The following is a 1,613-nucleotide window of genomic DNA, read 5'->3' on the forward strand; positions in this document are numbered from 1 at the left end:
GGTAAAGATGCGGTAACACACTATCGCGTGATTGATCGTTTTGCTCATCATACCCATGTGAAATGTATTTTGGAAACGGGGCGTACGCATCAAATCCGCGTGCATATGTCGCATATTGAACATCCATTAGTGGCCGATCCTATGTATGGCGGCAAGATACGCTTCCCCAAAAAGGCTAATGAAAAACTTAAAGAAACGCTTAAGCGCTTTAATCGCCAAGCGCTTCACGCCAAAAAACTCAGTTTGGTGCATCCGATTTCTGGGGAGGAAATTTCTTGGAAAGCACCACTGCCACAAGACTTACAAGACTTATTAAAAGTATTAGGCGAGTTTGACTCAATCTAGCGACAAAAACAAACCCTCTTTGAAAGCCAATTTTCCTGGCAATGTTCAGCTAATTTCTACCACTCGTTATTTCAACGGAGCAGGCAAGGCCTGCTCAGATAAAACAGGATATACAGATTTTAATTTAGCTACACACGTTGGTGATAATCCGCAAATAGTGGCTAATAATCGAGCACAATTAATTCAGCGGTTTAATCTACCTGCTGAGCCAAAATATTTAGAGCAGGTTCATTCTAATATTTGTCTGGATGCTTCAAGTGCAGAGTGTGTGGGAGATGCTGTTATCACCAAAGAAAAAGGTGTCGTTTGCGCAGTGCTCACAGCTGATTGCTTGCCAATTTTTATCTCTAATCATTCTGGTACACAAGTAGCTGTAGCTCATGCAGGCTGGAAGGGTGTGTTAAACGGCATTATTGAAGCCACAATTGCCAAGTTCAATCAGCAAGATTTGTTGGTGCATTTTGGTCCGGCCATTTCTCAAGAGAATTTTGAAGTGGGTCAGGATGTTTTCGATCAATTTGTAAATAAGAGTCAAACGCTTGAAAAAGCATTTATTCCGTTTAAAGATAAATACAAGCTCGACATCTACCAAGCAGCAAGCATTATTTTAAATGACTTAGGTGTTAAAAATATCAGTGGTGGCGATGAGTGTACATACACACAATCAGCTGATTATTTTTCATATCGTCGAGATGGCGCTCAATCAGGACGCATGGCGCATTTAATTTGGATGGAGTAATTTGGAGGAAGGCAAGGCCTTCCTCCAAATTGCTACTTAGTTAGGGATTTGATGATTGCTTTTTTGAAGATTGGTGCAAAGATAAATAATAATGGAAATCCTACTATCCAAGCATACACAAAACTCGTTAGCCATTTTTCAATAGTTTGATCAACCCAGCCGATGTTCATGTAGGTCACTACAAAAGACATGATAAAAATCATAAAAGCCGACATCACAATGCTAAAAATTAAATGCACTTTCTTTTCCATGGTTACTCTTCTTTAGCCTTAACTTTTCCACTAATGCTAAAATCCATTTGCTTGGTATCTGTATTCAAATGATAATAATGCAGTGGTTTTTGCTTGCGCTGCTTTTGTTGAATCACACAGCCCACCACCTCAAACTTACCCTTAAGCTCGATTTCATCATGCTGTGTATTTAAAGGCACTAAGAATTTATCCCCACCGCGCTCAATGTACTGGCGAAAATACAGATCATCTTCATAGCGAATAACCGCATAAGCCCGATTATGCACCGCCATACCAGG

4 protein-coding genes are annotated in these 1,613 nt (G+C 40.1%); 2 read left to right on the forward strand and 2 right to left on the reverse strand.

Annotated features, from left to right (window positions below):
• Window positions 1-345 (forward strand): pseudouridine synthase (locus ABNR88_RS07245; RefSeq protein ID WP_348670261.1); only part of this gene is annotated, 345 nt, incomplete at its 5' end.
• The gene (gene pgeF, locus ABNR88_RS07250) at window positions 332-1,084 is read left to right on the forward strand and encodes a peptidoglycan editing factor PgeF (RefSeq protein ID WP_348670262.1); all 753 of its coding nucleotides are present in this window, start codon (window positions 332-334) and stop codon (window positions 1,082-1,084) included. The genes ABNR88_RS07245 and pgeF, both read left to right, overlap by 14 nt.
• 32 nt (window positions 1,085-1,116) lie before the next feature.
• Here the strand turns inward: pgeF and ABNR88_RS07255 are convergent, their stop codons facing one another.
• Together ABNR88_RS07255 and ABNR88_RS07260 are read right to left on the reverse strand one after the other, a co-directional pair.
• Window positions 1,117-1,335 carry a DUF2798 domain-containing protein gene (locus ABNR88_RS07255; protein WP_291929315.1) on the reverse strand — a complete coding sequence of 73 codons (219 nt, stop codon included), beginning with the start codon at window positions 1,333-1,335 and terminating at the stop codon, window positions 1,117-1,119.
• A 2-nt stretch (window positions 1,336-1,337) separates the two neighbouring features.
• Window positions 1,338-1,613 (reverse strand): S24 family peptidase (locus ABNR88_RS07260; protein WP_348670263.1); only part of this gene is annotated, 276 nt, incomplete at its 5' end.

The sequence above is a fragment of the uncultured Candidatus Thioglobus sp. genome (assembly GCF_963981275.1).
Classification (GTDB): Bacteria; Pseudomonadota; Gammaproteobacteria; order PS1; family Pseudothioglobaceae; genus Thioglobus_A.

Excerpts from the sequence above, each read along its gene's own strand:
- ABNR88_RS07255 (WP_291929315.1), bottom strand. The coding sequence starts at position 1,335 with ATGGAAAAGAAAGTGCATTTAATTTTTAGCATTGTGATGTCGGCTTTT.